At 68.6% G+C, this 26,042-nt stretch carries 24 protein-coding genes and 1 other RNA gene; 15 read left to right on the top strand and 10 right to left on the bottom strand.

Annotated elements, in window-relative coordinates:
* On the top strand, positions 1 to 148 hold a 148-nt coding region (locus tag DI624_RS07655), incomplete at its 5' end, for a phosphoribosylformylglycinamidine synthase subunit PurQ (protein WP_291537246.1).
* Here DI624_RS07655 and DI624_RS07660 read toward each other — a convergent pair.
* Positions 149 to 382 (bottom strand): hypothetical protein, encoded by a 234-nt coding sequence (locus tag DI624_RS07660; protein ID WP_291537194.1) that lies wholly within the window; start codon positions 380 to 382, stop codon positions 149 to 151. It abuts the gene before it with no gap.
* Positions 383 to 448: 66 nt separating this feature from the next.
* A complete protein-coding gene (locus tag DI624_RS07665) occupies positions 449 to 883 on the bottom strand; it encodes a hypothetical protein (protein WP_291537195.1) in 435 nt (144 codons plus the stop codon).
* Positions 884 to 965: 82 nt separating this feature from the next.
* On the opposite strand from DI624_RS07665, the gene DI624_RS07670 reads away from it, so the two are divergent.
* Entirely contained in the window at positions 966 to 1,757 is a 792-nt protein-coding gene (locus tag DI624_RS07670; RefSeq protein ID WP_291537196.1) for a hypothetical protein, read from the top strand.
* A gap of 4 nt (positions 1,758 to 1,761) precedes the next feature.
* Here the strand turns inward: DI624_RS07670 and DI624_RS07675 are convergent, their stop codons facing one another.
* Positions 1,762 to 2,010, bottom strand: coding sequence for a Tat pathway signal protein (locus DI624_RS07675; protein WP_291537197.1), 249 nt, complete (start codon positions 2,008 to 2,010; stop codon positions 1,762 to 1,764).
* Positions 2,007 to 2,147, bottom strand: a complete 141-nt coding sequence (locus tag DI624_RS07680; protein ID WP_291537198.1) for a hypothetical protein — start codon at positions 2,145 to 2,147, stop codon at positions 2,007 to 2,009. The genes DI624_RS07675 and DI624_RS07680 overlap by 4 nt, the downstream gene beginning before the upstream one ends.
* Before the next feature lie 110 nt (positions 2,148 to 2,257).
* On the opposite strand from DI624_RS07680, the gene purL reads away from it, so the two are divergent.
* The 3 genes from purL (at position 2,258) to DI624_RS07695 (ending at position 7,154) form a co-directional block, all read left to right on the top strand.
* On the top strand, positions 2,258 to 4,486 hold the full coding sequence (gene purL / locus DI624_RS07685; RefSeq protein ID WP_291537199.1) for a phosphoribosylformylglycinamidine synthase subunit PurL: 2,229 nt from the start codon (positions 2,258 to 2,260) through the stop codon (positions 4,484 to 4,486).
* A gap of 108 nt (positions 4,487 to 4,594) precedes the next feature.
* Positions 4,595 to 5,992: a cytochrome P450 gene (locus DI624_RS07690; RefSeq protein WP_291537200.1), complete on the top strand. Its 1,398-nt coding sequence runs from the start codon at positions 4,595 to 4,597 to the stop codon at positions 5,990 to 5,992.
* A 67-nt stretch (positions 5,993 to 6,059) separates the two neighbouring features.
* A complete protein-coding gene (locus DI624_RS07695) occupies positions 6,060 to 7,154 on the top strand; it encodes a glycosyltransferase family 4 protein (RefSeq protein WP_291537201.1) in 1,095 nt (364 codons plus the stop codon).
* Positions 7,155 to 7,161: 7 nt separating this feature from the next.
* Here DI624_RS07695 and DI624_RS07700 read toward each other — a convergent pair whose 3' ends face one another.
* From DI624_RS07700 to DI624_RS07720, 5 genes are all read right to left on the bottom strand, one after another.
* On the bottom strand, positions 7,162 to 7,983 hold the full coding sequence (locus DI624_RS07700) for a TIGR00282 family metallophosphoesterase (RefSeq protein ID WP_291537202.1): 822 nt from the start codon (positions 7,981 to 7,983) through the stop codon (positions 7,162 to 7,164).
* A gap of 10 nt (positions 7,984 to 7,993) precedes the next feature.
* Positions 7,994 to 8,542 carry a 5-formyltetrahydrofolate cyclo-ligase gene (locus DI624_RS07705; protein WP_291537203.1) on the bottom strand — a complete coding sequence of 183 codons (549 nt, stop codon included), beginning with the start codon at positions 8,540 to 8,542 and terminating at the stop codon, positions 7,994 to 7,996.
* Positions 8,543 to 8,644: 102 nt separating this feature from the next.
* Positions 8,645 to 8,805, bottom strand: a non-coding RNA gene (ssrS, locus tag DI624_RS07710) — 6S RNA.
* A gap of 52 nt (positions 8,806 to 8,857) precedes the next feature.
* Positions 8,858 to 9,184 carry a cell division protein ZapA gene (locus DI624_RS07715; protein ID WP_291537204.1) on the bottom strand — a complete coding sequence of 109 codons (327 nt, stop codon included), beginning with the start codon at positions 9,182 to 9,184 and terminating at the stop codon, positions 8,858 to 8,860.
* Entirely contained in the window at positions 9,184 to 9,447 is a 264-nt protein-coding gene (locus DI624_RS07720) for a hypothetical protein (protein WP_291537205.1), read from the bottom strand. The genes DI624_RS07715 and DI624_RS07720 overlap by 1 nt, the downstream gene beginning before the upstream one ends.
* Before the next feature lie 150 nt (positions 9,448 to 9,597).
* Between DI624_RS07720 and tkt the strand changes: the two genes are divergently transcribed.
* The 6 genes from tkt (at position 9,598) to DI624_RS07750 (ending at position 16,693) form a co-directional block, all read left to right on the top strand.
* Positions 9,598 to 11,547: a transketolase gene (gene tkt, locus DI624_RS07725; protein ID WP_291537247.1), complete on the top strand. Its 1,950-nt coding sequence runs from the start codon at positions 9,598 to 9,600 to the stop codon at positions 11,545 to 11,547.
* Positions 11,548 to 11,716: 169 nt separating this feature from the next.
* Positions 11,717 to 12,562, top strand: coding sequence for an alpha/beta hydrolase-fold protein (locus DI624_RS07730; protein ID WP_291537206.1), 846 nt, complete (start codon positions 11,717 to 11,719; stop codon positions 12,560 to 12,562).
* Complete coding sequence (locus DI624_RS07735; RefSeq protein WP_291537207.1) at positions 12,559 to 12,963, top strand: VOC family protein; 405 nt, start codon at positions 12,559 to 12,561, stop codon at positions 12,961 to 12,963. The genes DI624_RS07730 and DI624_RS07735 overlap by 4 nt, the downstream gene beginning before the upstream one ends.
* Positions 12,964 to 12,968: 5 nt before the next feature.
* Complete coding sequence (gene purT / locus DI624_RS07740) at positions 12,969 to 14,165, top strand: formate-dependent phosphoribosylglycinamide formyltransferase (RefSeq protein WP_291537208.1); 1,197 nt, start codon at positions 12,969 to 12,971, stop codon at positions 14,163 to 14,165.
* Positions 14,166 to 14,367: 202 nt separating this feature from the next.
* Positions 14,368 to 16,455, top strand: coding sequence for a carbon starvation CstA family protein (locus tag DI624_RS07745; protein WP_291537209.1), 2,088 nt, complete (start codon positions 14,368 to 14,370; stop codon positions 16,453 to 16,455).
* Positions 16,448 to 16,693, top strand: coding sequence for a YbdD/YjiX family protein (locus DI624_RS07750; protein ID WP_291537210.1), 246 nt, complete (start codon positions 16,448 to 16,450; stop codon positions 16,691 to 16,693). Before DI624_RS07745 ends, DI624_RS07750 begins: the two co-directional genes overlap by 8 nt.
* 50 nt (positions 16,694 to 16,743) lie before the next feature.
* On the opposite strand, the gene DI624_RS07755 is transcribed toward DI624_RS07750, so the two are convergent.
* Entirely contained in the window at positions 16,744 to 18,060 is a 1,317-nt protein-coding gene (locus DI624_RS07755; protein ID WP_291537211.1) for a S41 family peptidase, read from the bottom strand.
* Between the two features lie 64 nt (positions 18,061 to 18,124).
* Here DI624_RS07755 and DI624_RS07760 point away from each other — a divergent pair, with 64 nt between their 5' ends.
* The 4 genes from DI624_RS07760 to carB all read left to right on the top strand — a co-directional run bounded on the left by DI624_RS07760 (position 18,125) and on the right by carB (position 26,005).
* Positions 18,125 to 18,823 (top strand): HAD family hydrolase, encoded by a 699-nt coding sequence (locus tag DI624_RS07760; protein ID WP_291537212.1) that lies wholly within the window; start codon positions 18,125 to 18,127, stop codon positions 18,821 to 18,823.
* Positions 18,824 to 18,980: 157 nt separating this feature from the next.
* Entirely contained in the window at positions 18,981 to 22,190 is a 3,210-nt protein-coding gene (locus DI624_RS07765) for a TonB-dependent receptor (RefSeq protein ID WP_291537213.1), read from the top strand.
* A 178-nt stretch (positions 22,191 to 22,368) separates the two neighbouring features.
* Positions 22,369 to 22,683 (top strand): hypothetical protein, encoded by a 315-nt coding sequence (locus DI624_RS07770; protein WP_291537214.1) that lies wholly within the window; start codon positions 22,369 to 22,371, stop codon positions 22,681 to 22,683.
* Between the two features lie 22 nt (positions 22,684 to 22,705).
* Complete coding sequence (carB, locus tag DI624_RS07775) at positions 22,706 to 26,005, top strand: carbamoyl-phosphate synthase large subunit (protein ID WP_291537215.1); 3,300 nt, start codon at positions 22,706 to 22,708, stop codon at positions 26,003 to 26,005.
* Positions 26,006 to 26,042: the final 37 nt, after the last annotated feature.

A 26,042-nucleotide genomic window follows, 5' to 3' on the forward strand; every position in this document is an offset into this window, starting at 1 on the left:
CAACGGCTCGGTCAACGCCATCGCCGGCATCCAGAACGCGCGCGGCAACGTCCTGGGCATGATGCCCCACCCCGACCGCGCCTTCGAGGCCGAACTGGGCTCGGCGGACGGCGCGGTCCTGTTCCAGAGCATCTACGCGGCGGCCTGATCAGTCGGCGTCGTCGACGCCCTGGACGCCGAGATTCTCGTCAAGCTGATCCGTATCGCCGGCCTCGACGGACGCGCCGTTCTCGAGCTCCGGCTCCTCGTCCGCCGTGATCACGCCGCCGGGATCGCGTTGGGCGGCCAGTTCGCGGGCGCCGACGCCCAGGCCCTGTTCGATGGCCAGATTGGCCTCGACCTCGTCGTTCAGGTCCAGGTCTTCGTTGTCGGGATCGGCCATGGGAACATCCTCGTCTGTGGTTCGCCAGAACAACCGCCTGTCCGCCCTTTGGGTTCCTGTCAGGCCCTAGCGCCCGAACAGGGGCTCCACGCTGGCGCGCGACAGGGGACGGAAGACCAGGAACTGGCCGCCGACCGTGATGGTGATCTCATGCGCCTGCGGCCGCTGCGACAGGGCCGGATCGTCCAGGGACACGGCGCGGCCGGACGCGATGTCGCGCGCATCCGTCGGCGGCAGGGTCGGCCGTCCCTCGGACGCCGCCAAGGCCGAAAGGAATCGCCGCACGGCATTGGCCTGTTGCGCCGGCGTCAGGGCGGCGCGCACCTGTCCCCAGGCGTCCTGCGCCCCGGGCGGCAGAGTCGTCGCCGGGATGGACGGCTGCACCTGGGCGGCGGCCGGAAACGCCGCAAAGCCCATCGCCGCCAGGGCGAAGATCGAGACAGGCGAACGGCGCGGCGGCATCATCGTCGCAACAGACCCCGCCGACCTGTCCGAATGCAAGCTTCACTTTTCATGCGCATCGGGTGAACCTCTGACGTTCCGGCGCGTATGGGCCGGACACGCGCCCCGCATTGGAAATAGAATGTCCTCCATCATACGCCCCACGCCCCGCCAGCGCACCCGCCGTCTGGTGGTGCTGGCCGCCGCCGTCTTCGCCGTCGTCACGCCCGTGGTCCAGAATCTGTCGGGCCTGGGCCTGAGCCAGGCCGAATTCGCCGCAGACGGAAACAGCACCCTGCGCGTCGCCGGTTACGCCTTTTCGATCTGGGGGCTGATCTATGCAGGCGTCCTGGCCTATGCGGTGCGCCAGGCCCTGCCGCAGACCGGCGAAAGCCCTCTGCTGACGCGAATGGGCCTGCCCTCGGCGGTCGCCTTCTTCGGCGTCGGCTTCTGGATCGTCGTCGCGGCGATGAACCTGAAGGCCGCCAGCGTGGCGGTGATCTTCGCCTCGCTGTTGGCGTTGCTGATCCCGCTGTTGACCGTGTCGGGGACCATTCGCGCCCTGCCCCGCCTGGATCGCGAGCGCATGCTGCTGGTGTGGCCCTTGGCGGCCTTGGCGGGCTGGCTGACGGTGGCGGCGCCGCTGAACCTGATCACCACCCTGACCGCCTTCGACGCCCTGCCCGCCGCGCTGTCTCCCAGCCTGTGGGCCATCGTCGCCATCGTGGCTGTGACGGTCGTGGCGCTGGGCGTCACCGCCAGCCTGCGCACCCTGGCCTATCCCCTTCCGGCGGCCTGGGGCCTTCTGGGCGCCTTCGTGGCGGAACAGGCGGAAAAGCCGGCCGTCGCCTTCACCGCCTTGGGCGGGGCGGTCGTCCTGCTGATCGCCGGGGTGCTGCTCAGCTTCCGCCTGCGCCCCGGCGTCGAGCGCTGACCGTTCAGGGCTTGGACGGGGCGACGACGGCGTCGTCCCGGGGTTCGTGATCGCCCGCCCCCACGTCGAAGGCGCCGGCGCTGCCGAAATCGACGCTGCCGACGCCGACGGCCGAACCTGTCAGACGCTGACGGCTGGCGAGCGCCGCTTCCGGCGCCTCGGCGTCCAGCTTGGCAGTCGTTTCCGGGTCGTTCGAGCGGTCCATCTGCTGGCCTTCGGCCGGAACTATGCGGTCGGTGCGGGGCTGACTCATTGCGGCTCCTCCTCTTCGTCCTGCGCCTTCTTCTGAGCCGCTTCGGCCAGGGCGGAGGCGCCGGCGTCGTCTGCGGCGATCTCGGGCAGGTCGTCGTCCTGGGGCGTGGCGGCGGGGTCGGTGGGCGTGTCGGTCATGTCGGCTCCTGTGAGTATCGCTGGAATCAACCGCCTGCGATCGTCGATGTTCCCCGATCTTGCGCCGGGCGGGCTGACATTCGGCCCGTCTGCGGCTAGAAGCGCCGCCCATGAGCGCTCCGCAGACGACCCCCCAGAAATCGATGGCCGACCTGGCCGCCGAATATGGCCTAGCCCCGAACGAATATCAGGTGGTCCTGGACCGGCTGGGGCGTGAACCGAACCATGTCGAACTGGGCGTCTTCTCGGTCATGTGGTCCGAGCACTGCTCCTACAAGTCCTCCAAAATCCATCTGGGCAAGTTCCCGACCACCGGCGAGCGCGTCATCTGCGGGCCGGGCGAGAACGCCGGGGTCATCGACATCGACGACGGCGACGCCTGCATCTTCAAGATGGAGAGCCACAACCACCCCTCCTACATCGAACCCTATCAGGGGGCGGCGACGGGCGTGGGCGGCATCATGCGCGACGTCTTCACCATGGGCGCGCGGCCCGTCGCCCTGCTGAACGCCCTGCGCTTCGGCGATCCGTCGCACGAGAAGACCAAGCGCCTGGTCAAGGGGGTCGTCTCGGGCATCGGCGGCTACGGCAACTGCGTCGGCGTGCCGACCGTGGCGGGCGAGACCAACTTCCACGCCGGCTACAACGGCAACATCCTGGTCAACGCCATGTGCGTGGGCCTGGCCAAGGCGGACAGCATCTTCTATTCGGCCGCGCCGTCGGCGGGCCTGTCGGTGGTCTATTTCGGCTCCAAGACCGGCCGCGACGGCATCCACGGCGCGACCATGTCCTCGGCCGAGTTCGACGACGAATCCGAAAGCAAGCGCCCCACCGTCCAGGTCGGCGACCCCTTCGCCGAAAAGCTGCTGATCGAGGCCACGCTGGAGCTGATGGCCTCGGGCGCCGTCGCAGCCATCCAGGACATGGGCGCGGCCGGCCTGACCTCGTCCTCGGTCGAAATGGCCGGCAAGGGCGGCGTCGGCATCGAACTGAACATGGACGCCGTGCCCCAGCGCGAAGAGGGCATGACCGCCTATGAGATGATGCTGTCCGAGTCGCAGGAGCGGATGCTGGCCGTCCTGAAGCCCGGCCGCGAGGACGACGGTTATCGCATTTTCCAGAAATGGGGCCTGGACGCCGCCGTCATCGGCGTGACCACCGACACTGGCCGCCTGGTGCTGAAGCATCACGGCGAGATCGTCTGCGACGTGCCGCTCGCCCCCCTGTTCGACGACGCGCCCCTGTACGACCGCCCCTGGGTCCAACCGGAGTTGCAGCCGAAACTGAACCCCGCCGACATTCCCGCGCCCGAGAACTGGGCCGATGCGGTGATGAAGGTCGTCGCCTGCCCCGACATGGCCTCCAAGCGCTGGATCTGGGAGCAGTACGACCGCCACGTCATGGCCGACACCCTGCAGGATTCGGCCACCGGCGCCGACGCCGGCGTGGTCCGCGTTCACGGCGCCGACAAGGGTCTGGCCGTCACCTCCGACTGCACCCCGCGCTATGTCCAGAACGACCCCTACGAGGGCGGAAAACAGGCGGTGGCCGAGGCCTGGCGCAACCTGACCGCCGTGGGTTCGCGCCCCATCGCCATCACCGACAATCTGAACTTCGGCAATCCGCAGCGGCCCGAGATCATGGGCCAGATCGTGCGCGCCATCGACGGCATGGCCGAGGCCTGCCGCGAACTGGACTTCCCGGTCGTGTCGGGGAATGTGTCGCTGTATAACGAGACCAACGGCGTCGCCATTCCGCCCACCCCGACCGTGGGCGCAGTGGGCCTCCTGCCCAACTACGACGTCGTCACCGGCTTTTCCGGCATGGCCGAGGGCGACGCCCTGGTCCTGATCGGCCAGACGCACGGCGAACTGGGCGCGTCGATCTATCTGCGCGAGGTGCTGGGCCGCGAGGACGGCGCCCCGCCGCCCGTCGATCTGGCGCTGGAAAAGAAGACCGGCGATTTTGTCCGCGGCCTGATCGAGGCGGGCGAGTTGACCGTGGTCCACGACCTGTCCGACGGCGGCCTGATCGGCGCGGCGGCCGACCTGGTGCTGGCCTCCGACGTCGGCGCGACTTTGGACGCCTCCAGCGCCGCCCATGCCCATATCTTCCTGTTCGGAGAGGACCAGGCCCGTTACCTGGTCGCCGTAACCGATGCGGACGCCTTGATCGCCCAGGCCCGCGACGCCGGTCTGCACGCCTCGGTCGTCGGGCGCGCGGGCGGCGACGCCTTCGCCTCCAAGGGCGACAAGGGCGACCTGTTCAGCATCCCCGTCGCCCACCTGCGCGAATGGCACGAAGGCTGGATGCCGGGCTGGCTGGGCGACGCGGCCTAGTTCCCGTCGCCATTCCCGTGCGACCCCGCGCCGCAAGGTGCGTCTCGCGCAGGCCCTTGTTCCGCCTATCCGACGCCTTAAGTCTGTGACCTGACTGAAGGCATGGACATGACACTGGCCGACGCTTCCGTCTTTCGCCCCGCCATCCCGCCGCGCCGGGCGGGCGAGCCGCTGTCGCTGCTGCCCTTCCTGTGGATCAGCTGGCGCGACCCGATCCGAATGTGGTCCGAGCGCCATTTCGCCGAGCCGCAGATTCACGGCCATTCGGCCTTTGGCGAGATTCTGGTGGTCAGCCATCCCGAAGGCGTCCGCCACGTCCTGACCGAGAACGCCGCCAACTACGAAAAGGGCGAGTTGCAGAAGCGGGTGCTGGGGCCGATGCTGGCCGAGGGCCTGCTGCTGACCGAGGGCGACAAATGGCGCCGCGCCCGGCGCATCCTGGCGCCCCTGTTCACGCCAGCCAAGATGGCGACGCTTAACGCGCGCATGGCCGAGGTCTGCCGCGCGCGCGTCGCCGCCTGGTCCCTGTCGGCGCGCGGGCGGGTGCTGGATGTGGATTCGGAGATGTCGGGCCTGACGTTCGACATCCTGTCGGCGACCATGTTCTCGGACGAGTTGGGCGGCGAGGCGCGCGGATTCGAGCGGGCGCTGAATCAGTTCCTGGCCAATGGCGCGCGGATCGATCCGCTGGACGTGCTGGGCGCGCCGGACTGGGCGCCGCGACTGGGCCGGCTGGCCAGTTTCCGCTCCGCCCGCTTCTTCGAGCAGCGCGTCACGCGACTGGTCGAAGCCCGACGCGCCCATATCGAGGCCGGCGGCGCCTTCCATGACGACCTGCTTAACGCGCTGCTGCTGGCCAGGGACGAGAACGGCGGCCCCGGCCTGTCGGACGAGGAGGTCGCCTCCAACATCCTGACCTTCATCCTGGCGGGCCACGAGACGACCGCCCGCGCCCTGGGCTGGACCCTGCACCTGCTGTCGCGCCAGCCCGAATATCTGGCCCGGCTCCAAGCCGAGGCTGACGCCTTCGACGTCTCCGATCCCAAATGGGCCGAGGGCCTGCCCTGGACCCGCGCGGTGCTGGAAGAAACGATGCGCCTGTTCCCGCCCGCCCCGACCATGGCGCGCAAGGCCCTGGCGGACGACGAGATCGGCGGCCAGAAGATCGGCGCGGGCGCGACGGTGATCGTCTCGCCCTGGATATTGCAGCGTCACAAGCGGCTATGGGACGACCCGGACGCCTTCAGGCCGGAACGGTTCCTGCCCGAGAACCGCAAGTCCATCGACCGCTACGCCTATATTCCTTTCAGCGCCGGACCGCGGGTCTGCATCGGCGCCGCCTTCGCCCTTCAGGAGGCGATGATCGCCCTGGCCGCGATTCTGCGGGTCGCCCAGGTCGAGGCCCTGACCACGGCCGAGCCCCGCCCCGTCCACCAGATCACCCTGCGCAGTCGCGAGCCGATGCGCCTCAGGCTGCGGGTCCGGCGCGGGCCGCATCGGGACTGACGAAGGCGGTCGCCGTCCCGTCGCGGATGAGCGATAAGGGACGCCGGTCTTTCAGCGGATTCCACCCTTGCGCGTCGCCATCCTGCTTCCCCCCGGTTCCCGGTTTTCCGAGGCCCAGCCCAATTCGATGGAGACGGTCGTGCGCACCCTGGCCGGCGCGGCGCAGTCGACCTGCGACGATCCCGATGTCGAAACGCGCATCTTCTGCTGCAGCGGGGCGGACGATCACAATCTCGGCGGCGTCGATGCCCTGCCTGGCGGGCGGGGGCGGATGGAGGCCCTGATCGCCCGGCTGCGCGCCTTTCGTCCCGATGTGATCGAACATCACCAGCAGGTCAAACAGGCCCTGGCGGTGCAGCAGGCCCTGCCCGAGGCCGCGCATCTGCTCTATCGCCACAATGCGCTACGGGCGCCGCGTCACAGGCTGGACGCCTGGCGCTATCGGGCGCGCTACCGGCGGATGGACGGTCTGGTCTTCGTCAGCCAGACCGAACGCGACGCCTTCGTGCGGGCCTTCCCCGACATGGACGACCGCGCCTTCGCCGTGCCCAATCCGATCGACGCCGGGGCCTGGCTGGCCTCGCCCGAAAACCGGCCGCCGGTCATCGCCTTCGCGGGGCGGGCCATGCCGGAAAAGGGGGTCGACATCCTGTGCACCGCCCTGCCCGCCGTTCTGGACGCCCATGCCGACTGGCGCGCGGTCCTGATGCTGAACGACTGGGACGCTCACGCCCAGTGGGCCGCGCGCCACGTCGCCCCGCTGGCGCGCTTCGGGGACCGGGTCGAGGTGCTGAAATCCGCCCCTCTGGCCGAGGTGCGTCGGCGGATGCAGTCGGCGGCCATCGCCCTGACCCCTTCGGTCTGGGACGAACCGTTCGGCCTGACGGCCATCGAGGCCCATGCCGCCGGCGCGGCCCTGATCTCGTCCGGCCGCGGAGGCCTGCGCGAAGCCAGCGGTCCCCACGCCCTCTATGTCGATGCGGTGACGCCAAAGACGCTGGCGGCGGCGATGGATCGGCTGATCCGCGATCCCGCCGAACGGCTGGCTCTGGCCCGCGCGGGCCAGGCCTATGTGCTGGAAACCCATACGCCCCGGCGCCGCGCCGCCGACCTGAACGCCGTCAGACGCACCCTGGTCGAGCGTCGCCGGATCGCCGCCTGAGCTTGCTTCAGACCACGGGCACGGCCTGGGACAGCCGACCGCCCACCCGGATCGGCTCGACGCGCGTGGCCAGGCCCGTGCGATCGTCGGTCTCCACGAAGACGCCGCACACCGTCGCCGGGCCGGACGCGGGCGTATAGCGCCCGCCGGAAATCCGCGTTGTGAAGCGGCGCAGCGGCTCTTCCTTTTCGTTGCCGATGACGCTGTCGTAGTCGCAGCAGCCGCCGGCGTCGGTCTGATAGGCCGTGCCGCCCGGCAGGATCTGGCAGTCGGCGGTCGGAACGTGGGTGTGGGTGCCCACGACCAGCGAGGCCCGCCCGTCGCAGAAGTGGCCCATCGCCATCTTCTCCGAGGTCGCCTCGCAATGCATGTCCACGATGACGGCGTCGGCGACGGCGCCCAGGGGGGCGGCGGCCAGTTCACGCTCCACCGCGCCGAACGGATCGTCCATCGGGTCCATGTGCACCCGGCCTAGCACATTCATGACCAGGACGGTGCGGCCCGTGTCGGTCTCGAACAGATTGGCCCCGGCGCCCGGCGCGTCCATCAGGCGCGGATAGTTGGCGGGACGGATCAGACGCGGCTCGCGCACGATATAGGTCAGGGCCTCGCGCTGGTCCCAGCTGTGGTTGCCCAGCGTCAGGCAGTCGGCGCCCGCCATGAACAGCTCGCGCGCCGTATTCTCGGTGATGCCGAAACCGCCCGCTGCGTTCTCGGCGTTCACCACGACGAAATCCAGCTTCAGATCGCGCTTCAGGCCCGGCAGGTGATCGCTGACGCCGTCACGGCCGGACTTGCCGATGACGTCGCCGAAAAATGCCAGTCTCATTCGAAAAGTCTCATTCGAAAGCCGTATAGCCGTTCTCGGTCAGAACGCCATGCAGTCGGATGTCGTGATCATCCAGCGCCAGTCGCTCGACCCGCTGGCCGGCATAGGCGAAGCCGACCCGCAGCGCGTGAGGACGTTCGGCGAAGGTGCGGTCGTAATAGCCGCCGCCCTGCCCCAGCCGCCCGCCGCGTTCATCGAAGGCCAACAGCGGCGTCAGGATCAGATCGGGCTCCACCCCGTCGGCCAGAGGCAGGGGCGCGGGACAGCCGGCGGCGTCCATTTCCAGCGGTTCGTGCGGGGACCAGGCGCGGAACAGCATAGGCGCGTCGCGCTGGACGACCACGGGCAAGCACAGGCGTCGCCCCTGCGCCAGCAGGGCGAGGGCCACGGCGTCCGTGTCCAGTTCGGAGCCCATGGCGCGATAAAGGGCGACGACATCGCCCCCCGGCAGCGCGTCGGCGCGATCCGCCGCACGGGCCGCCGCCGCCGGATCGGCCTGGGCCAGGCGCTTGCGCAGCGCCCGCGCGGCGGCCCGGAGTTCGTGCTTCTCGGAGTTCATGCCGCGACCTTAGATCGGCAAGACCGTCGCGGCGAGCGATAGCGCGCCCAAGCAGCGAGCCGCCGCGCGGCGAGCGTTAGCGCCCTAAAAATAAAGAAAGTTGGCGGCGCCGCGCGAACCGTGAGGAACGTTTAAATCCTCTCGACCTGGGTAGCCAGGTGGGTTCCATATGCCCAGGCCCTCGAGCCCGGACAGGGACAGATCCCGTAGAGTGAATTAAGGTCAGAAGGATATGTTGTCTTCGACGTGAGCCGCAGCAGGACCCGCCGTCCGACAAGATAGGGCCTCGAGGCCGAACACGCCAGCGCGGCCCGATCAGATATTTTGGGCGATCTTCTCGATCCGCGCGGCGACGGCGTTCAGGGCCTCGGCCACGCCCTCGGCTGCGGCGGGCGCGGGCGGGGGCGGGGGCGGGGCGGCGGGCGCCTTGCCCTCGCCCAGGCGGGCCTCGTGCAGTTCGTCGGCCAGGATCAGGGCCGACATCAGGAACAGGCGCAGATCGCCGACATGGCCCACGTCCTGGGCCACGGCGCGCACCTGGTTGTCGAACTGCTTGGCCAGGATGCGGACCCGCTCCTCCTGGCCGTCGGCGCAACCGACCGCATAGGGCCGGCCGTTCACCTCCACTGTCACCGTCGCCATCAGCGGTCCTCGCTTTCTGGCGCATCCCTGGCTTGGAGCGCCTCGCGCACCGCCTCGGCCGCGCGGCCCAGCGCCTGGGACGCCTCGCGGCCCGCCGCCTCCAGCTCGGCGACGCGTTGGTCGGCAGGCCGCGGCGCGAACAGGTCGTCGTCCGCCACGGCCGGCGCCGAGGCGGGGCGCGCCTTCAGTTCCAAGACCTTGCGTTCGAGATCGGCCAGGGCGCGGTCGATGCGCGCCCGTGCGGCCGTGGTGGCGTCTGCCATCGGTCGCTCCTTGCAAATTGCGTATAGAACCCGAGGACGCGCCGGGGTAAAGCGGCGCCGCCTCTTAAATTCCGCATCGTCCGAAAGGTCTCCGCCGTGACCGACGCCAAATCCGCACCCAAGCCCGCACCCAAGGCCACTCCCGAACAGATGGCCAACGCCATCCGCGTCCTCGCCATGGACGGGGTGGAAAAGGCCAAGTCGGGCCATCCGGGGATGCCGATGGGCATGGCGGACGTCGCCACGGTGCTGTTCTCGAAGTTCCTGAAGTTCGATGCGTCGCGTCCCGACTGGGCCGACCGCGACCGCTTCATCCTGTCGGCCGGCCACGGCTCGATGCTGATCTACGCCCTGCTGCACCTGACCGGCTACAAGGCCGCGACCAAGGCCGAACTGTCCAACTTCCGCCAATGGGGCTCCAAGACCGCCGGCCACCCCGAATACGGCCATATGCCGGGCGTCGAGGTCACGACCGGCCCGCTGGGCCAGGGTCTGGCCGCCTCGGTCGGCTTCGCCATGGCTGAGCGGCGCCTGGCGGCCAAATACGGCGAGGATCTGGTCGACCACCGCACCTGGGTGATCGCCGGCGACGGCTGCCTGATGGAAGGCGTGTCCCAGGAGGCCATCGCCCTGGCCGGGCGCTACCGCCTGAACAAACTGACCGTGCTGTGGGACGACAACGAGATCACCATCGACGGCAAGGTGTCGCTGTCGGACGCCGTCGACCAGAAGGCGCGCTTCAAGGCCGCTGGCTGGGCGGTCAAGGCCGTCGACGGCCACGACATGAAGGCGATCAAGTCCGCGCTTCAGTGGGCGACCCGCCAGGACAAGCCGACCCTGATCGCCTGCAGGACCAAGATCGGCCGGGGCGCCGCCACCATGGAAGGCAGCCACAAGACCCACGGCGCGGCCCTGGGCGTCGCCGAGATCGCCGCCACCCGCCTGGGCCTGGCCTGGGACCACGATCCGTTCGAAATGCCCGAGACGATCCTGTCGGCCTGGCGCAAGGTCGGCCGTCGCGGCGCCAAGGACCGCAAGAAGTGGGAGGCCCGTCTGGCCGCTTCGCCCCAGGCCGCCGACTTCACCCGCGCCATGAAGGGCGACCTGCCGGAAGGCGCCTTCGACGCCCTGAATGCCAAGATGGCCGAACTGGTCGAGACCCGGCCCGCCCAGGCCACGCGCCAGTCCTCGGGCGCCGCGCTGGACGAACTGTTCGCCGCCATTCCCGAACTGGTCGGCGGCTCGGCCGACCTGACCGGCTCGAACAACACCTTCGTCAAGGGCACGCCGATCTTCGACGCCCCGACCTATGAGGGCCGCTACGTCAACTGGGGCATCCGCGAGTTCGGCATGGCCGCCGCCATGAACGGCCTGGCTTTGCACGGCGGCGTCATTCCCTACGGCGGCACCTTCATGGCCTTTTCGGACTACAGCCGCCCGGCCATCCGCCTGGGCGCGCTGATGGGCGTCCGCGTCATCCATGTCCTGACCCACGATTCCATCGGCCTGGGCGAGGACGGCCCGACGCACCAGCCGGTCGAACACCTGGCCGCCCTGCGCGCCATTCCGAACCTGCTGGTCTTCCGTCCCGCCGATACGATCGAAGCGATGGAATGCTGGCAGGTCGCGCTCCAGTCCAAAACCGCGCCGTCCGCCCTGGCCCTGTCGCGCCAGAAGACCCCGGCGGTCCGCACCGTCGCCTCGTCTCTGAACCTGTCCGCAAAGGGCGCCTATGAGATCAAGGCCGCATCGGGCGAAGCCAAGGTCACGCTGTTCGGCACGGGCACGGAACTGGCCCTGGCGCTGAAAGCGGCCGAGACGCTGGAGGCCGAAGGCACGCCCGCCCGCGTCGTCTCCGTCCCCTGTTTCGAACTGTTCGAACGGCAGGACGCCGCCTACCAGGCCTCGGTCATCGGCCGCGGCACGGTCCGCGTCGCGGTGGAAGCCGCCATCAAACAAGGCTGGGAACGGTTCATCGGCGAGGACGGCGCCTTCGTCGGCATGACCGGCTACGGCGCCTCGGCCCCGGCGGAGGTCCTGTACGACAAGTTCGGCATCACCGCCGAGGCGGTGGTCGCGGCGGTCAAGGCGCGGCTTTAAGAACACGGCCCTTCTCCCGTTGGGAGAAGGTGGCCCGCAGGGCCGGATGAGGGTCGGATGGTGTGCCAGTCCGCACTACGACCCCTCACCTTTCGCGCCAGAATGACGGCTTCGCCGCCGTGCGCTTAAGCCCTCTCCCCCAAGGAAAGGGAGACTTGTGGAGCAGACGATGAAATCCGGCATCCTCGGTCTTCTTCTCGCACTCAGCCTGACGGCGCCCGTCGCTCAGGCCCACACCGTCCTCCAGACGCCCGCCCCGGTCGAAACCCCCATCGTCATCGGCCGCTCCTACGCCCTGCCCTCCGCGATCATGAGCGCGACGCGCGAGATCAACATCTGGCTGCCCCCCGGCTATGCCGACAGCGGCAAGGCCTACCCCGTCCTCTATGTCCTCGACGGCGGTCAGGATCAGGACTTCCACCACATCTCGGGGCTCGCCCAGATGGGGACCGTCGTCGGCACCACCCGCGATGTTATCGTGGTCGGGATCGCCTCGGTGGATCGCCGCAACGAACTGGCCCTGCCCACCACCGATCCCGACCTGATCGCCCGCTATCCGACGCAGGGCCATTCGGACCGTTTCCGCCGTTTCGTGGCCGATGAGGTCCTGCCCTTCATCCAGGCCCGTTATCGCACCAGCGGCGAGACGGCCCTGATGGGCGAGTCGCTCGCCGGCCTGTTCGTGGTCGAGACCTTCCTGAAGGAACCGCAGATGTTCGACGCCTATGTCGCCGTCAGCCCCAGCCTGTGGTGGGACGGCGGTGAGTTGGCGCGTCAGTCCGGCGCCCGTCTGCGCGACCAGTCGAACGACCCGCGCACCCTGATCCTGACCTTGGGTGACGAAGGCCCTGAGATGCAGGCGCCGATGGACGTCCTGACGGCCAATCTGCGCGACAACGCCCTGCCCGGCCTGAGCTGGAGCTTCACGCCCCGCCTGAACGAGACCCACGCCACCATCTACCATGGCGCCGCCCTGGACGCCTTCCGCCAGCTCTATGCAGAGCCTGCGAAATGAGCCGGATCGGCGCAATCAGCCTGCTTGTTCACGACTATGACGCGGCCATCGCCTTCTATGTCGGAAAGCTAGGCTTCGGGCTCAGTGAAGACACCGACATGGGTGGGGGCAAACGCTGGGTGCGGGTCACGCCCCAAAGCGAAAGTGGTCGCGGCGAGACCAGCCTGCTGCTCGCCCGCGCCACGACCGGCGCCCAGAAGGCCCAGGTCGGCAAGCAGGCCGGCGGCCGCGTCTGGCTTTTTCTGGAGACCGACGACCTGCTGCGCGACCACGCCGCCTGGCTCGCCGCCGGCGTCCACTTCCGTGAAACCCCGCGACATGAGACCTATGGCAAGGTGGTGGTCTTCGAAGATCTCTACGGCAACGCCTGGGACCTGATCGAACCCGCTACCGGAGCCTGACGCCCATGAAACTCGGCACCCCGCTTTCCGACACCGGCGTTCGCGTCATGCTGCTGGGCAGCGGCGAACTGGGCAAGGAGGTCGCCATCGAGCTGCAACGGCTCGGCGTCGAGGTCATCGCCGTCGATCGCTATCCGAACGCCCCGGCCATGCAGGTCGCGCACCGCAGCCACGTCATTCCGATGACCGATCCCCAGGTGCTGAACGGCCTGATCCTGGCCGAGGCCCCGCACATCATCGTTCCCGAGATCGAAGCCATCGCCACCGACATCCTGGCCGAGATCGAGGCGTCGGGCCTGGCGCGCGTGGTCCCCACCGCCCGCGCCGTGCAGCTGACGATGAACCGCGAGGGCATCCGCAAGCTGGCCGCCCAAGACCTGGGCCTGCCCACCAGCCCCTACGCCTTCGCCGGCTCGGCCGAGGAGCTGGCGGCAGGGGCGCAGGCCGTGGGTTTCCCCTGTTTCGTCAAGCCGGTCATGTCGTCCTCCGGCAAGGGCCAGTCCTTCGTCGAAGACACCGACCAGATCGCCGACGCCTGGACCTATGCGCAGGAGGGCGGACGGGTCGCCGGATCTCGGGTGATCGTCGAGGGGCGGATCGACTTCGATTTCGAGATCACCCTGCTGACCGTCCGTTCGCGCGGCGCAGACGGCGAGACCGCTACCTCCTTCTGCGCCCCCATCGGTCATCGCCAGGTCAAGGGCGACTATGTCGAAAGCTGGCAGCCCCAGGCCATGACGCCCGCCGCCCTGGCCGCCTCCCGGGACATCGCGGCCAAGGTGACGCAGGCGCTTGGGGGATGGGGCGTCTTCGGCGTCGAGCTGTTCGTCAAGGGCGACCAGGTCTGGTTCTCGGAGGTTTCGCCCCGTCCGCACGACACCGGCCTCGTGACCCTGGCCAGCCAGACCCAGTCCGAGTTCAGCCTGCACGCCCGCGCCATCCTGGGCCTGCCGGTCGATGCGACCCTGCGCGAACCGGCCGCCAGCGCGGTCATCTACGGCGGCCTGGAGGCGCAGGGCGTGGCCTTCGAAGGCGTCGCCGCAGCCCTGTCGACGCCGACCGCCGACCTGCGCCTGTTCGGCAAGCCCGAAGCGTTCGAGCGCCGCCGGATGGGCGTGGCCACGGCGCGCGGCGCCGATGTCGAGCAAGCCCGCGAACGCGCACGCGAAGCGGCGGCGCACGTGAAGGTGGTTCGATCCTAGCGCGCTTCGGGGCTCTTGAAGTCCCACAGGCGGCGGAGATGCGTTTCAGAGCCCCTCTGTCTCTCCGTTTCGAGCCGCCTTCGCAGAAAATGGAAAGCAGGCGGGTTCCCTTTTCTACGACTTTAGTCGATTGGCCTTGTCCTGCATTGTGGTGCAAACCAAGCGCGAGGGCCGCCAGTCAGTCGGCCGGGAGGAATTGTTCGTGGGCAAGCTAAGCACCCCCATCGTCTTTGGGGCCATCGCCATTCTGGGCGCCGTGTCCCTGGCCATCATCGCCCTGCACCAGGGCGAAAGCATCAGCGCGGTCTGGATGGTGGTCGCCGCCGTCTGCACCTACGCCATCGCCTATCGGTTCTACAGTCGATACCTGGCGGGCAAGGTGATGGGACTGAACGCCGCGCGGCCGACGCCGGCGGTGCGGCGCAACGACGGTCTGGACTATGTGCCGACGCCCAGGAACGTCCTGTTCGGCCACCACTTCGCCGCCATCGCCGGCGCGGGGCCGCTGGTCGGGCCGGTGCTGGCCGCCCAGATGGGCTATCTGCCCGGCGTCCTGTGGATCCTGGTCGGCGCTGTCCTGGCCGGCGCGGTGCAGGACATGATGGTCCTGTTCATGTCCACGCGCCGGGACGGCAAGTCGCTCGGCGACATGATCCGCACCGAGATGGGCAATATCCCCGGCATCATCGCCCAGGTGGGCGTCTTGATGATCATGGTCATCATCCTGGCCGTCCTGGCCCTGGTGGTGGTCAAGGCCCTGGCCGAAAGCCCCTGGGGGACCTTCACCGTCGCCGCCACCATCCCCATCGCCATCTTCATGGGCCTGTACACCCGCTTCCTGCGGCCCGGCCGCGTGGGCGAGGTATCGGTGATCGGCGTCGTCCTCTTGATCCTGGCCATCATCGGCGGCGGCCATGTCGCGGCCGATCCCTATTGGGGCCCGGCCTTCACCCTGACCGGCCCGACCCTGGCCATTCTGATGATGGTCTATGGCTTCATCGCCTCGGTCATTCCGGTCTGGCTGCTGCTGGCGCCGCGCGACTATCTGTCGACCTTCCTGAAGATCGGCGCCATCGTGGCCCTGGCCGTCGGCATCCTGATCGTGCGTCCGCATCTGCAGATGCCGGCCATCACCCCCTTCATCGACGGCACAGGACCGGTCTTCGCCGGCGCCCTGTTCCCCTTCCTGTTCATCACCATCGCCTGCGGCGCCGTGTCGGGCTTCCACGCCCTGATCTCGTCGGGCACCACGCCCAAGCTGCTGGAGAACGAAAACCAGATTCCGCTGATCGGCTATGGCGCCATGCTGTGCGAAAGCTTCGTGGCCGTCATGGCCCTGATCGCCGCCACCGTCCTGGACCCGGCCGTCTATTTCGCCATGAACAGCCCGGCCGCCGTGATCGGCACGGATGCGGCCTCGGCCGCCGCCGCCGTGGCCCAGTGGGGCTTCCACATCACGCCGGGAGAGCTTGAGCAGTTGGCCCGCGACGTGGGCGAGCATTCGATCCTGTCGCGCGCGGGCGGCGCCCCGACGCTTGCGGTCGGCATGGCCCACATCCTGTCCAGCGTCATCGGCGGCAAGGCCATGATGGCCTTCTGGTATCACTTCGCCATTCTGTTCGAGGCGCTGTTCATCCTGACCACGGTCGACGCCGGCACCCGCGTCTGCCGCTTCATGATCCAGGATCTCTTGGGCGTCGCGGTTCCGAAGATGCGCGAGACCAAGTCGTGGGGGGCCAACGTCGTCGCCACGGCCCTGACGGTCGGTCTGTGGGGCTATTTCCTCTACACCGGCGTGGTCGATCCGCTGGGCGGCATCAACAGCCTGTGGCCTCTGTTCGGCATCGCCAACCAGATGCTGGCCGCCGTCGCCCTGATCCTGGGGACCGTGGTCCTGTTCAAGATGAAGCGCGAGCGGTTCGCCTGGGTCATGGTCGCGCCCGCGACCTGGCTCCTGATCTGCACCCTGACGGCGGGCTTCCAGAAGCTGTTCCACCCGGATGTCCGCGTCGGCTTCCTGGCCCATGCCCGCAAGTATCAGGAGGCCCTGGGCGCCGGCGAAATGATCGCCCCGGCCAAGACGGCGGCGGACATGCACCGCATCGTCATCAACGACTATGTCAACTCGGCGCTGACGGCGGGCTTCCTGTTCGTGGTCATCACCATGGTCGTCTATGGCGTCCTGGCCTGCCGCAAGGCCTATCTGAACAACCGTCCGACCGTGCGCGAATATCCGGAAAGCCACGATCTGACCCCGGCCGACGAAGCCGCGGACGTGGCCCGTGCCTAGGTCGGGGCCTGATCCGTCGAGCGCGGACCTGCTGTGCCTGTGCCGCGACGCCGCCATCCGGTGGGGTCGCGGCGTCCAGCGCACGGCCGGGGCCATGATCGGCCAGCCCGACTACCAGGCCTATGTCGACCATGCGGCGGCGACCCATCCCGACCAGGCGCCGCTGGACAAGACCGCCTTCTTCCGCCTGCACGAACAGCGCCGCTTCGGCGGGGCGGGCGGGTTCAAGTGCTGCTGATCTGACCTTGATATTGCGCTCATCCCGACGAAAGCCGGGATGAGGTCGACCTAAAGACCGATGGGCCGGTCCGCCGCCGCCCGGTCCTCGGCGCGCAGGGCGGCGATGGCGGCCTCCAGCGTCGGATCGTCGCCGGCCCGTCGCTGGGCCACGCTGCGGGGCGCGGCGATGTCGGGCGTCACGCCGCGTTTTTCCAGCCGTATCCCGCCGGCGGTCACGAAGTCCGCCCGGCTGAGCGTCAGCCGCCCGCCGTCTGGCAGATTGGTCTCCTGGGCGATCAGGACCGAACCGCCCGTCTTTTCGCCCACCACGACGCCGCGTCGCGCCTCCTGAATGGCCGCCGGCGTCAGTTCCGCCGCGCTGCGGCTGCCCTGGTCGACCAGGACGGCGACCGGATTGGCCAGCGGATCGCGCCGGTCGCCGCAATCGCCCGACGCCCTCAGCACCACCGCCCGACCGCTGCGCCCGGTGCGCGTGGCCCAGGCCTGGTTGCGCGGCAGGAAACAGGTCAGCACCGATTCCGCCTCCCACAGCCGCCCGCCCGGATTGCCGCGCAGATCCAGGATCACGGCCACATCCGGCGAAAGGCCCTCCAGCGCCCCGCCCATCCACGGCCCCAGCCCCTTGTCGAACTGCTCGACCCGCAGCACCAGGACGCCGGGCCGCGACGTATCGGCGACGAAGGGCTGGACCGCCTCCATCACGCGGGGCGTCAGCGTGGTCTCATGACGCGCGCCCGCCTCGTCCATCAGGACCAGTTGCAGGGGCCGCCCCTCCGGCGTTTCCACGTCCGGGGCCCAAGGTCGGCCGTCAACCGCCTTCAAAGTCCACCCCAGCCTGATCCCCGCCGCCTCGGCCGGGGAGCCGGGACGGATGCGTTCGACGGTCCAGTCGTCCGGCGTCTCGCCCCGCATCAGCATCAGACCCATGACGGCGCGCCGGGCGAACTGGGCCTCCTGGCGGCGCACGGCGGCGGGCGGGCTGGCCGAGGCGTGGCCGTCGTCCAGCAAGTCCAGCATGGCGTTCAGCGTGCGGTACAGCGCCCGCTCGTCCAGGGCCGCCAGGGCCTGGGGGCGGAACCGCGCCCGCGCGGCGTTCCAGTCCACCCCATGCAGGGTCGGGTCGTAGTAGCTGCTGCGGACCTCGCTCCAGATCCGGTCGAACACTCGCTGGTTCAGCCGCGCCTGCGACCGGCTGGGCGCCGCCGCCTCGCCGGAATACGCCGCCGGAAGGGCCAGCGCCGGAGCGACTTCCCCCAGCGGCGCCGCCAGCAACAGGACGCCGATCAGTCGTGCGGACATCGAGACGCGCATGGCCCGCATCAGAACCCACCAGCCGGCGCGTCTCAAGTCACGAATGCGCGTCATGCTATCGACCGGCCCCGCGCGCCGTCTCTCCCGTCGCGCCCCTTCCCGTGATAGGGGGCGCGCCATGAGCATCACGACGGTCGGCCTGGATGCCGACGACACCCTCTGGCACAATGAGACGATCTTCCGCCTGACCCATGCGCGGTTCGTCGATCTCCTGGCCGATCATGGCGACGAGGCGACCATTGAGGCGCATCTGGCCGAGACGGAACAGCGCAACCTGCGCCTTTACGGCTATGGGGTGAAGGGCTTCACCCTGTCGATGATCGAGACGGCGATGGAGCTGACGGGCGGCGAGGCCCCGCCCCAGGTGGTGCGCGAAATCCTGGCCGCCGGCCGCGAAATGCTGGCCCATCCGGTCGAAACCCTGCCCGGCGTGGACGAGGTGGTCGCCGAACTGTCCGAGAAATACCGGCTGGTGCTGATCACCAAGGGCGATCTGATGGACCAGGAGCGCAAACTGGCCGCCTCAGGCCTGGGCGAGCGGTTCAGCGCGGTCGAGATCGTGTCGGAAAAGGACCGCGCCACCTACGACCGCGTCTTCGCCCGCCACGGCACGGGTCCGTCCGAGGCCGTCATGGCCGGCAACTCCATGAAGTCCGATGTCCTGCCCGCCATCGCCGCCGGCGCCTTCGGCGTCCACATCCCCTACCCCGTCACCTGGGCGCACGAACTGGCCGACGCGCCGGTGGACGAACCGCGCTACGTGTCCCTGTCCCGCATCGACGAACTCCCCGACTTGATCGCGGCGATCGACGACTGAGCGGCTCCTCACTTCGCAAACGCACACTCAAGCCGGGTGAAATCGCGCCATTTTGTCGCAATCTGTCGTCATTTCGAATGAAAAGTGACGCAATTGTGTTGACCTTCCTTCGCAAGTGCAAAAACCTGATCCTCGGTATTGTTTGGGGGATACAAACTTGCACCGTCACCATCATCGTCGTTCCGCCCTTCTCGTGACCTCGGCCCTGGCGGCCGGGATCGCCTTTCCCGCCTTCGCCCAGCAGGCTGACGTGGCGCAGGAGGTGGACGAGATCGTCGTCACCGGCTCGCGCATCGCCGTCGCGGCCGAGAACGCCCAGCAGCCGCTGCAGCTGATCACGGCCGAGGCCTTCGATTCGGTCGGCGCCACCAACGTCGCCGACGTGCTGGACCGCGCGCCGGCCCTGCTGGCGTCCGAAAGCCGGGCCCAGGCGGACGGCACCTCCGTGACCCTGAACCTGCGCGGCCTGGGCTCCAACCGCACCCTGGTTCTGGTCGACGGGAAGCGCCACGTCGCGGGCGTGCCCGGTTCGGCGGCCGTCGACGTCTCGACCATTCCGTCGGCCCTGGTCGAACGGGTCGAGGTTCTGACCGGCGGCGCGTCCGCCGTGTACGGCTCGGACGCCGTGACGGGCGTGGTCAACTTCATCATCAACGACGACTTCGTCGGCACCGAATTCGAGGGTCAGTACGGCGTGTCGCGTCACGGCGACGGCGAGGAGACCTCACTGTCCTTCACCCACGGCCGCCGCTTCGGGCAGGGCGACAAGGGCCATGTGGCCTTCTCGATCCAGGCCACGGTCAACGAACCCGTCTTCGCCGGGGACCGCCGCTATCTGGCCAACAACGGCCAGGCCACCGACCAGGCCAACCCGGCCCGCTACTTCCAGGAAGGCGACCCGCTGCCGGCCGGCGTCTCGCCCTATCAGGCGATCGGCCGCTCCATCCTGCTGACCAGCGGCGCGCCGCGCTACGCCGGCACGGACCCGTCGCTGCTCGACCGCGCCCGCAACGCGCCGTCGAACGCCATCCTGCCCTACGGCAACTTCCACATCTCCTCGACCGACGGCGTGATCGGCTGGGATCCCTACGGCATCGGCTACGCCGGCGGCGCCGACGCCAGCGGTTATGACGACTTCATCAACACGCCCGACCTGGACGGCAACGGCGTTCACGACTGTCTGCAGAGCTTCGGCGGACGCGGCGGGCCAGGCTGGTTCGTCGGCTGCTGGGTCACGGACCGCAACACCGGCCAGATTCGCCCGTTCCAGGACGGGCTGATCGCCGGCTCGCAGAACTCGTTCGGCGGCGACGGCGCCGAGATCACCTTCAACGGCGACTCGATCGCGCCCGAGAACCATCAGGTCAACGCCAACCTGTTCCTCAGCTACGAGGTCTCGCCGCTGTTCAAACCCTATCTGCAGGTCAAGGCGGTCAAGAGCGACGACTACGTCTATGCGCCCTACAGCACCTATGACGACTCGATCCGCATCCAGCTGGACAACCCCTTCATCCCGACCGCCATCCGCGAGATCATCGACGCCGAGATCGCGGCCGATCCGGCGGCGGCGGGCGGCCTGGTCACCCTGTCGCGCGACCACGCCGACCTGGCCGATCCCCTGATCGAGCGCGAGCGCGAGACCATCCGCGTCGTCGGCGGCTTCGAGGGCGAATTCTCGAACGGCTGGTCCTATGACGTGTCGCTGAACTACGGCCGCACCGAACAGGCCAGCACCTCCTCGGCCCGCCAGGAAGACCGCTTCTTCGCCGCCCTGGACGCGGTGATCGACCCGGCGACCGGCCAGGCCACCTGCCGCGTCAATCTGGACCCGACCTCGGTCGCCCTGCCCAGCTCGCTGGGCACCTACTATCCCGGCTACGTCACCTTCGACCCGACCGGCGGCGAGTGTCTGCCGTTGAACCTGTTCGGCCAGGGCAACGACAACACCGCAGCCGCCGCCTGGGCCTTCCCGCGCGTCACCGACCGCGCCGTGATCGAACAGAAGGTGGTCAGCGCCGTCCTCGTCGGCAACAGCGAGCCCTTCTTCAGCCTGCCGGCCGGCCCGATCGGCTTCGCCGTCGGCGCCGAATACCGCGAGGAGGACAGCGACTATACGCCGGATGCCCTGAACACCCTGTGGGACGCGACGACCAACCCCACCGGCGGCCTGCCCTTCCGCGGCATCGCCGACGATGCCACGCGCGGCGGCTTCGACGTGAAGGAGGTGTTCGCCGAACTCAGCATCCCGCTGCTGGCCGACCTGCCGTTCGCCGAAATCCTGACCGTCAGCGTCGCCGGCCGCTACGCCGACTATTCGACCATCGGCGAGGCCACGACCTGGAAGATCGACGGCGTCTGGGCCCCGATCGAGGACATCCGCTTCCGCGGCGGCTATTCGGAGGCCATCCGCGCGCCGAACATCGCCGAACTGTATTCGCCCCTGACGTCCCAGGGCTTCCAGCCGAACGATCCGTGCGACATCAACTTCATCAACCTGGACCCCGACCGCTACGCCAACTGCCTGGCGTTCGGCGTGCCGGTCGATCAGGCCGGCGGCTGGACCAATCCGGCCACGGCCCAGTTCTACGGCCAGACCGGCGGCAATCCGAACCTTGCGGAAGAAACGGCCGAGACCTGGACCCTGGGCGTGGTGCTGCGACCGCGCTTCATCCCCGGTCTGACGGCCACCGTCGACTACTGGAACATCGCCATCGACAACGCCGTGGCCAGCGTCAGCGCTCAGGACATCGTCGACTTCTGCTATGACAGCGACACCGGCATTGACAATCAGTATTGCGCCCTGGTCGGTCGCGATCTGGATCCGTCGTCCATCTATTACGGCGCGCTGGACTATCTGCTGCAGACCCAGCTGAACTTCGCCAGCACCGAGGCCGCCGGCTACGACTTCTCGATCAACTACGGCTTCGACCTGGCCTCGCTGGGCCGGCCCGCCTGGGGATCGCTGGACCTGACGCTGAACGGCACCTACCTGGAAACCAACCAGGACTATCCGTCGCTCAGCGATCCGGATTTCGTCAATCCGGCCCTGGGTCAGGCCAGCTTCCCGGAATGGGCTCTGAACGCCAGCGCCCGCTGGAAGCTGGAGCCCTTCACCGTCTACTGGAACACTAGCTATCAGTCGCGCCAGTCGATCGTGGAGATCGAGGATGTCGACCTCTACACGACCCCCTTCGCCGACGAGGTCTGGATTAGCGACGCCTCGGTGCGCTGGGACATGGACGAGGCGACGACCATCAGCGTCGGCGTCAACAACATCTTCGAGGAACGGCCCTTCATCAACAGCGTGGCCACCCCGGTGTCCGCGATGGGCCGCTTCTTCTTCGCCCGGATCACCGGCCGGTTCTGACCCTTTTCGGGAACCGAGCCCGAAAGGCCCCGCGATCGTCGATCGCGGGGCCTTTTCGCTTGCCCCCCTGCCCCGCCTTCTCTAGACGGGCCGCTTAACCGACAACCCGGCGCGAACCGCCGCACGGCCTCCCCCGCCGGCGGTGATTTTTCGCGCGCGAGAAGGACGACGACGCCCCGTGAACGCCTCCGACGCCAGCCATGAAGAACGCGACGCCATGGTGCGCGCGGCGCTGGCCGAACAGGGCGACAGCGGCGTGACGCCGCGCCACACTTTGTTCTACTTCTATGGCGAGGGCGACCACGGCGATCTGAACGAGGTGGCCCGGCGCGCGGGGTTCCTGACGCGCGGCGCAGACGACATGACGGTGCTCGAAACCACCATGGCGGTGGACGAGGCGTCGTTCTCGGCGACCTCCGCCATGATGCAATCCTGGGCCGCGGCCTTCCAGCTGGACTACGACGGCTGGGAATGCGCGGTCGTGACCCATTAGCGTTCAATAAGAAGAGGCTCCCATGCCCAAGCGCACGGACATCCGGTCCATCCTCATCATCGGCGCCGGCCCGATCGTCATCGGCCAGGCGTGCGAGTTCGACTATTCCGGCGTCCAGGCGTGCAAGGCGCTGAAGGCCGAGGGCTACCGGGTCATCCTGGTCAACTCCAACCCCGCCACCATCATGACGGACCCGGAGGTGGCCGACGCCACCTACATCGAGCCGATCACCCCCGAGATGGTCGAGAAGATCATCATAAAGGAAAGGCCCGACGCCCTGCTGCCCACCATGGGCGGCCAGACGGCGCTGAACACGGCCCTGGCCCTGCATGAATCGGGCGCCCTGGCCCGCCACGGGGTCGAGATGATCGGCGCCAAGGCCGAGGTCATCGACAAGGCCGAGGATCGTCAGAAGTTCCGCGACGCCATGGACAAGCTGGGGCTGGAATCGCCCCGCTCCAAGGCCGCCCACTCGATGGAAGAGGCGCTGGAGGGGCTGGCGTTCGTCGGCCTGCCCGCCGTGATCCGCCCGTCCTTCACCCTGGCCGGCACCGGCGGCGGCATCGCCTTCAACCGCGAGGAGTTCGAGGAGATCGTCCTGCGCGGCCTGGACCTGTCGCCGACCACCGAGGTGTTGATCGAGGAATCGGTGCTGGGCTGGAAGGAATACGAGATGGAGGTCGTCCGCGACACGGCGGACAACTGCATCATCATCTGCTCCATCGAGAACGTCGATCCGATGGGGGTCCACACGGGCGACTCGATCACCGTCGCCCCGGCCCTGACGCTGACCGACAAGGAATATCAGCGGATGCGGACCGGCTCGATCAACGTCCTGCGCGAGATCGGCGTCGAGACCGGCGGATCGAACGTCCAGTGGGCCATCAACCCCGCCGACGGCCGCATGGTCGTGATCGAGATGAACCCGCGCGTCTCGCGCTCGTCCGCCCTGGCGTCCAAGGCCACCGGCTTCCCCATCGCCAAGGTCGCGGCGCGTCTGGCGGTCGGCTACACCCTGGACGAACTGACCAACGACATCACCCAGGTGACGCCGGCGTCGTTCGAGCCGTCGATCGACTATGTGGTCACCAAGATCCCGCGCTTCGCCTTCGAGAAATATCCGGGCTCGGAACCCTTGCTGGGCACCTCGATGAAGTCGGTGGGCGAGGTCATGGCCATCGGCCGCACCTTCCAGGAATCGATGCAGAAGGCCCTGCGCGGGCTGGAGACCGGCCTGAACGGCTTCGACGAGGTGGAGATCGAGGACGTCGCGGGGTCGCAGGACGACGCGGCCGCCCGCGCCGCCGTGGTCCGCGCCCTGGGCGTGCCCACCCCCGACCGCATCCGCGTCATCGCCCAGGCCTTCCGCCACGGCCTGACGGTGGAAGAGGTCAACGCCGCCTGCGCCTACGAGCCCTGGTTCCTGCGCCAGATCGCCGACATCGTGCGCGAGGAAGGCCACGTCCGGGTCAAGGGGCTGCCGACCGACCCGACCGAGTTCCGCCGCCTGAAGGCCAAGGGCTTCTCCGACGCCCGCCTGGCCGCCCTGACCGGCAAGACGGAAAAGGCGGTCCGCGCCGCCCGTCGCGGCCTGAACGTCCGCCCGGTGTTCAAGCGCATCGACACCTGCGCGGCCGAGTTCGCCAGCGCCACCGCCTATATGTATTCGACATACGAGACCGGCGCCCTGGGCCAGGTTCCCGAGTGCGAAGCCGAGCCGTCGGACAAGAAGAAGGCCGTCATCCTGGGCGGCGGTCCGAACCGGATCGGCCAGGGGATCGAGTTCGACTATTGCTGCTGCCACGCGGCCTTCGCCTTCGATCAGATCGGCGTCGAGTCGATCATGGTCAACTGCAACCCCGAGACGGTCTCGACCGACTACGACACCTCCGACCGCCTGTATTTCGAGCCGCTGACGGCCGAGGACGTGCTGGAGTTGATCGAGGTCGAACGCTCCAGGGGCGAACTGATCGGCTGCGTCGTGCAGTTCGGCGGCCAGACCCCGCTGAAGCTGGCCCATGTGCTTCAGGACGACAACATCCCCGTGCTGGGCACCAGCGTCGATTCCATCGACCTGGCCGAAGACCGTGAGCGCTTCCAGCAGATGCTGGAGGGCATCGGCCTGCGTCAACCGCCAAACGGCCTGGCCCGCAGCGCCGAGGAAGCCGCCCAGAAGGCCGAAGAGGTCGGCTACCCGGTCGTCCTGCGCCCCTCCTACGTCCTGGGCGGACGCGGCATGATGATCGTCCACGACCGCGAGCAGCTGGACCGCTACGTCCACGAGGCCATGCGCGTCTCGGGCGACGATCCGGTCCTGATCGACCACTATCTGAACCGCGCCACCGAGGTGGACGTGGACGCCCTGTGCGACGACGAGACGGTCTTCGTCGCCGGGGTGCTGGAGCATATCGAGGAGGCCGGCGTCCACTCGGGCGACAGCGCCTGCTCCATGCCGCCCTGGTCGCTGCGGCCGGAGACGGTGGCCGAGCTGAAACGCCAGACCGCCGAAATGGCCAAGGCCCTGAAGGTGCGCGGCCTGATGAACGTCCAGTTCGCCATCGAGGAACCGCACGGCGAAAACCCGCGCATCTTCGTGCTGGAGGTCAACCCACGCGCGTCGCGCACGGCCCCCTTCGTAGCCAAGACCATCGGCCGGCCCATCGCCGCCATCGCCGCCAAGGTCATGGCCGGCGTGCCGCTGAAGTCCTTCGGCCTGACGGACAAGCCCTACGACCACATCGCGGTCAAGGAGGCGGTCTTCCCGTTCGCCCGCTTCGCCGGGGTCGACACCATTCTGGGCCCGGAAATGCGCTCGACCGGCGAGGTCATGGGCCTGGACTGGAAGCGTGACGGCGAGACCGACATGGCCCCCGCCTTCGCCCGCGCCTTCGCCAAGTCCCAGATCGGCGGCGGCGTCACCCTGCCCACCTCCGGCTGCGCCTTCGTCTCGGTCAAGGACGAGGACAAGCCCTTCATCGTCGATGCAGCCAAGACGCTGCTGGCCGAGGGCTTCAGCCTGATCGCCACGGGCGGCACCCATGCCTATCTGGTCGAACAGGGTCTGGAGGCGAAGCGGGTCAAGAAGGTGCTGGAAGGCCGTCCGCACATCGTCGACGCCATGAAGAACGGAGAGGTCCAGCTGGTCTTCAACACCACCTCGGGCAAGCAGTCGCTTCAGGACAGCTTCTCCCTGCGCCGGACCGCCCTGATGATGAAGATTCCCTACTACACCACCACCGCCGGCGCCCTGGCCGCCGCCCAGGCCATCGGCGCCATCAAGGCCGGCGACCTGGACGTGAGGGCGATCCAGGCCTGCGGCTGACCTCTTGCGGACGGCGCGCCGTCCGATAGCATCCCCG

Origin of the sequence: Brevundimonas sp. (genome assembly GCF_003248455.1) — a bacterium.
Lineage (GTDB): Bacteria > Pseudomonadota > Alphaproteobacteria > Caulobacterales > Caulobacteraceae > Brevundimonas.